General features: G+C 46.9%; 5 protein-coding genes. 2 read left to right on the top strand and 3 right to left on the bottom strand.

Annotated elements, in window-relative coordinates:
* The first annotated feature begins 36 nt into the window (after positions 1-36).
* A complete protein-coding gene (gene gshA / locus B3M51_RS01990; RefSeq protein WP_292482633.1) occupies positions 37-1311 on the top strand; it encodes a glutamate--cysteine ligase in 1275 nt (424 codons plus the stop codon).
* A gap of 25 nt (positions 1312-1336) precedes the next feature.
* Here the strand turns inward: gshA and B3M51_RS01985 are convergent, their stop codons facing one another.
* The 3 genes from B3M51_RS01985 to B3M51_RS01975 all read right to left on the bottom strand — a co-directional run bounded on the left by B3M51_RS01985 (position 1337) and on the right by B3M51_RS01975 (position 4832).
* Positions 1337-2479, bottom strand: a complete 1143-nt coding sequence (locus B3M51_RS01985; protein ID WP_292482631.1) for an FIST signal transduction protein — start codon at positions 2477-2479, stop codon at positions 1337-1339.
* A 207-nt stretch (positions 2480-2686) separates the two neighbouring features.
* Positions 2687-4129, bottom strand: coding sequence for an Asp-tRNA(Asn)/Glu-tRNA(Gln) amidotransferase subunit GatB (gene gatB, locus B3M51_RS01980; RefSeq protein ID WP_292756474.1), 1443 nt, complete (start codon positions 4127-4129; stop codon positions 2687-2689).
* A gap of 46 nt (positions 4130-4175) precedes the next feature.
* Complete coding sequence (locus tag B3M51_RS01975) at positions 4176-4832, bottom strand: HAD family hydrolase (RefSeq protein ID WP_292756472.1); 657 nt, start codon at positions 4830-4832, stop codon at positions 4176-4178.
* 148 nt (positions 4833-4980) lie between these two features.
* Between B3M51_RS01975 and B3M51_RS01970 the strand changes: the two genes are divergently transcribed.
* The gene (locus B3M51_RS01970) at positions 4981-5496 is read left to right on the top strand and encodes an RNA pyrophosphohydrolase (RefSeq protein WP_292482627.1); all 516 of its coding nucleotides are present in this window, start codon (positions 4981-4983) and stop codon (positions 5494-5496) included.
* The last annotated feature ends 68 nt before the right edge of the window (positions 5497-5564 follow it).

The following is a 5564-nucleotide window of genomic DNA, read 5'->3' as shown; positions in this document are numbered from 1 at the left end:
CGTCATCCTCATTTTTATTGATTCAGAGAGTTCATCATGACATCAGCCGTACCGCACCTTACTACTGCCCTGAATGGGCCTTTACTGGAACTGGAAGCGCATTTACTGGAGCGGCAGGCCGATGTCGAATGCTGGTTGCGTGAGCAATGGCTAAAAACGCCCGCGCCTTTCTATGCTTCGGTAGATTTGCGAAATTCCGGTTTTAAACTGGCGCCCGTTGATACCAATTTATTTCCTGCAGGTTTTAATAACCTGAATCCTTCCTTTATGCCGCTATGTGTGCAGGCTGCACAGGCTGCAGTTGAGAGACTTTGTCCCAAAGCCCGGCGGGTATTGATCATTGCGGAAAACCACACCCGAAACCTGTTTTATCTTGAAAGTGTAGAAACCTTAAGAGATATTTTTGAAAAAGCCGGTCTGGAGGCTCGTATTGCCAGTTTGCGCGATGATATTAAGGAACCGATAACGGTTGAACTTCCTTCGGGCAAAAGCTGTGAAATTTCCCCATTGGAACGTCAGGGTAATCGAGTTGCCATTGGCGATTTTTCTCCCTGTCTGGTGTTAATGAATAATGATATGTCAGGCGGACAACCAGCGATTCTGGAAAATCTGGAACAGCAGTTGGCCCCACCATTGAAAGCTGGCTGGGCCACCCGTAAAAAGTCAGATCATTTTACTCATTATGCAATGGTGGCTCATGCATTCGCTGAACAGATTGGCATTGATCCATGGCTGGTTTCTCCCCTCAGTCTGCAATGTGGTGAAGTTAATTTCATGGAACGTAATGGCATGGAATGTCTGGCGCGAAACGTCAATACACTGCTAACCGCTATACAGAATAAATACGATCAATACGGTATAGACAGAGAGCCGTTTGTCGTACTCAAGGCCGATTCAGGCACTTATGGAATGGGCATTATGATGGTGAAAAGTGCTGACGAATTATTGAACCTGAACCGTAAACAACGCACCAAGATGTCCTCAGCCAAAGAAGGGCTTGTGGTAGATAATGTTTTGATTCAGGAAGGTGTCTATACCTTCGAAACGCTGGGAGAGGATGAAGCGGTTGCTGAGCCGGTAATTTACATGATGGATCATTTTGTTATCGGCGGATTTTATCGCGTGCATACCGGGCGGGGGGTGGATGAGAATCTTAATGCACCAGGTATGCATTTCGAACCGTTGGCGTTTGCACAATCCTGTATTACACCGGACAAATTTGATAAACCTGATGCCGAACCCAATCGCTTTTACGCTTATGGGGTGATTGCACGGCTGGCTCTGCTCGCCGCTGCAAGAGAACTGGCATAGGCGTTATGCCAATGCCAGTATAGTCTCAGGAGTTATGTTCGCTTAAATAGGCGATAGTCATAGTCTGGTTATGCAACAGGCTATGACTATCATCTTCTCCGGAACAGATTTCGCCATTAGAGTAAAAACCGGTAATCCCGGTTTGCATCCCCAGCAGACGCTGCACCGCATAGACTTCATCTGAAACCTGATCTTCCATCACCAGTTTACGTCCAACACAACTGACACAAATCGCTAATGCTTTATCGTTAATATCCACTTTTTTCAATAAAATCTGTCTCGCGGCTTCGCTGGCACCTGCCACCAATTGATCGTGATCAGATTTCAGAAAACGGACGGTTGAGCCTTCAGCAATATTGCCGGCAAAGGTCATGCTATTCTCTTTTGCATTAATCGACAGCAATGTTCGAATCACATTGACGTTTTTATCATCCATGATGGCAAACGGAAAATTCAGACCTGAAGAGGGCAGTTCACTGGCGTAATAGCCGATATACATTTTATAAAGTGGCAAGGCGGGCTTATTGTCCATTTCATAAACCACATTTTTGATGGCCTTGGTAATGCGCCGCGGGGGGCCATAAGGCTTCCAGCCACCCAATGCACCACTGGTTACAATGGCATCTTTACCGTAGATACCTACGGCAATCACAATGCGATCCTTGATTTGATCGTTATTCAGTAACAATGTCTTGGTAAATTTGGCATCATCGCCGGCCAGTCCGCCGGTAATGGGGGTATTAGGCAGCACTTCCTGCAGACCTTCAACCAGTTCCGAGCCGTTTACGTTCAGGCCGTCACTGAGGACGAAAACACCTTTCAAATCTGGCGCGACTAATTCGTTGGCAATCTGCGCACCTAACGCATGAGATTGCTCCATGCTGTTCACCGGTTTACAGATAAAACGTAGCTGGCTTTTCTGCCATTGCATGGCAGTGATGTGCACGCTGTCATCGAAAACGCCGTCACCGGTAATTTCACCGGAGGTGGTGCAGCCGATAATTTGCGCATTGGGGTAACGTTTCTGTAGTTGACTGGCGAAGTTACGTTCGCTGAAACGATTAACCGAACCGAAGACTAGTACCCAGTTTGCATCACTCAACGCCGATGTCGAGGAGAGTTTGTTAAAACCGCTTTTGGTAGGTAAATGTTCCTGTACAAACTTCATTTTAGTAGGCCCAACATCCTGAATTTTAAATGAATCATTAGCGTCCTTGTTATGCGTGTTCAAAAAACATCAGCCGATACTACATCAGATTGTCGAATACTGGGAGTAGCTTAATCCAAAATGTGAACTGATTTGCACAAATCTGGCACACAAAAAAGCCCTGAGCGCCTATCCAGCGTCAGGGCTTTCGAGTTCAATATGAAAAGTCTAACCAGCCAATTTCTGTTTGAGGATCTCGTTGACCTGACCAGGATTGGCTTTGCCTTTTGATGCTTTCATCACCTGTCCGACAAAAAAGCCAAATAACTGCTCTTTACCGTCACGATATTGTTGTAACTGTTGCGGATTAGCGGCAATTACCTCATCAATCATCGCTTCAATGGCACCACTATCAGTGACCTGCTTCAGACCTTTGGATTCTATGACTGCATCGGCATCAGCGCCTTCACCATTCCAGATAGCCTCAAACACTTGCTTGGCAATCTTTCCAGAGATGGTGTTGTCCTGAATGCGCAGTAAAACACTGCCAAGCTGCTCGGCAGATACTGGAGATTCAGTGATTTCCAGACCAGCTTTATTCAGTGCGCCGGATAAAGTACCGGTTACCCAGTTGGCGCATTGTTTTGGATCTTTATTTCCTGTCGCTGCCAGCACCGATTCAAAATAATCGGCCAGTTCTCGACTGCTGGTCAGCACGCTGGCGTCATATTTGGATAAGCCCATTTCACTGATCAAACGGTCACGTTTTTCATTCGGCAGTTCCGGCAATGTAGCACGGACCTGTTCAAGCAGTCCTTCATCCAGCACCACAGGGAGTAAGTCTGGATCAGGGAAGTAACGGTAATCGTTCGCTTCTTCCTTGCTGCGCATGGAACGGGTTTCATTTTTATCGGCGTCATACAGACGGGTTTCCTGAACGACCGTACCACCCGATTCGATCACATCAATCTGCCGCTCAATTTCGATATTGATAGCGCGCTCAACATTGCGGAATGAATTAATATTTTTCAGTTCAGCGCGAGTGCCGAATTTTTCCTGACCTTTAGGGCGAATGGAAACGTTGGCATCACAACGGAAGGATCCTTCCTGCATATTGCCATCACAGATTTCCAGATAACGCACCAGAGAATGAATTTTTCTCATATAGGCCACAGCTTCTTTAGCGCTGCGCATATCCGGTTCGGAAACGATTTCCAGTAATGGCGTACCGGCTCGATTTAAATCGATGCCGGTCTGGCCATGAAAATCTTCGTGAAGGGATTTACCGGCATCTTCTTCAAGATGGGCACGGGTAATGCCGACAATTTTCTCGCTGCCGTCTTCCATTTCAATGCTGATTTGACCTTTGCCAACTATGGGCAATTCAAACTGGCTGATTTGATAGCCCTTAGGTAAATCCGGATAAAAATAGTTTTTGCGGGCAAACACCGAGCGATCAGCAATTTCAGCATCAACGGCAAGACCGAATTTAACGGCCATGCGCACTGCTTCTTTGTTTAACACCGGCAATACACCCGGTAAACCCAGATCAACGGCACACGCCTGAGAGTTTGGCGCCGCGCCGTAAGCAGTAGCTGCTCCAGAGAAAATTTTTGATTTGGTTGCAAGCTGGGCGTGGATCTCTAACCCGATAACAACTTCCCATTCCATAATTGACGGCCTGAATTTAAGTGATTAAAACCCCGAATTGTAGCAATTATTCACGCAGACTGAGGATTTTCCAGTCACGTTGTCGTGCAACTTCGGCCAGTTTGTCGTCCGGATCCACAGCGATTGGTGTTTCGACCTGTTCCAGTAATGGCAGATCATTGTGCGAATCACTGTAAAAATAACTTCCGGCAAGATCCTGCTGATGTTCAGCCAACCAATGTTGCAGACGTTCTACCTTGCCATGCTGGAATGACGGTACGCCGAAAACTTTTCCGGTATAGCGTCCATCCAGCATTTCAGGATCAGTCGCAATCAGATGGTCAATTTTCAGCAGTTCTGCAATCGGTGTGGTTAAAAAACTATTGGTTGCGGTGATGATTAACAGCGTATCGCCTTGCTGGCGGTGTTGTTCAATCAGCTCAAGGCCTTTTGGCAGAATAATCGGCAGGATTTTTTGTTGCAGATAATCTGCACGCCATGCCAACAGATCTTGCATGCTGTTTTTGGCCAGTGGCTCAAACACAAATTGCAGGAAGGCATTTATATCCAATTGCCCCGACTGATAGTCATTGTAAAAGGCCAGATTGGTGTCGTGGTAACTCTGCGGATCCACTATGGCATTTTCCGCCAAATAGCGCCCCCACAAATAATCACTGTCACCACCGAGTAGGGTATTGTCTAAATCAAATATTGCTAAAGCCATTGTAACTGGTCATGTCCCGATAAAATGAGTACCTATTGTAAGACAAAATGCGTTGCATCCTCATGTCTCATTCACTAATCTAAACCTATTAAATAAATTATTGTGCCGGCGGCCATTGCTTACCGTTGCCCCGGTGAGAGATTGAACCGTGATAGACAAAGATGGCTTTAGAGCCAATGTGGGGATAATCCTCTGCAATGATCTCAACCAGGTGTTGTGGGCGCAACGTGCTCAGCATGACTCATGGCAGTTTCCCCAGGGCGGCATAAAAATCAACGAGACGCCGGAGCAAGCTGCTTTCCGTGAACTGACAGAAGAGATTGGTCTGGGGCGAGAGCATGTTGAGTTGATTGCAACCACGCGGGGCTGGCTGCGTTATCGGCTGCCGAAGCGTTATCTGCGCTATGGTAACAAGCCTTTATGTATCGGTCAGAAACAACGCTGGTTTCTGATGCGCTTTACCGGTGATGAAACCGATGTGCGACTGGACCTGCATGACAAGCCAGAGTTTGATGACTGGCGCTGGGTGGATTACTGGACACCGGTTGAGGAAATCGTGTTTTTTAAACGCCGGGTATATGAAAAAGCCCTGCATGAATTCGCTCCGCTGTTATTTCCCGAGTACCGCAAACGCGTCGGAAACCGCGATTCATCATCTGGCTAAACCAGTTGTTTACGAAAGACACTGGAATTCCGCTGATAGTTATAAAGAGCCTGTTTTTGCATCGGTAA

Source organism: Methylophaga sp. UBA2689, from assembly GCA_002354555.1.
In the GTDB taxonomy this organism is placed as follows: domain Bacteria; phylum Pseudomonadota; class Gammaproteobacteria; order Nitrosococcales; family Methylophagaceae; genus Methylophaga.
This window is presented reverse-complemented; position numbering and strand designations above follow the sequence as displayed.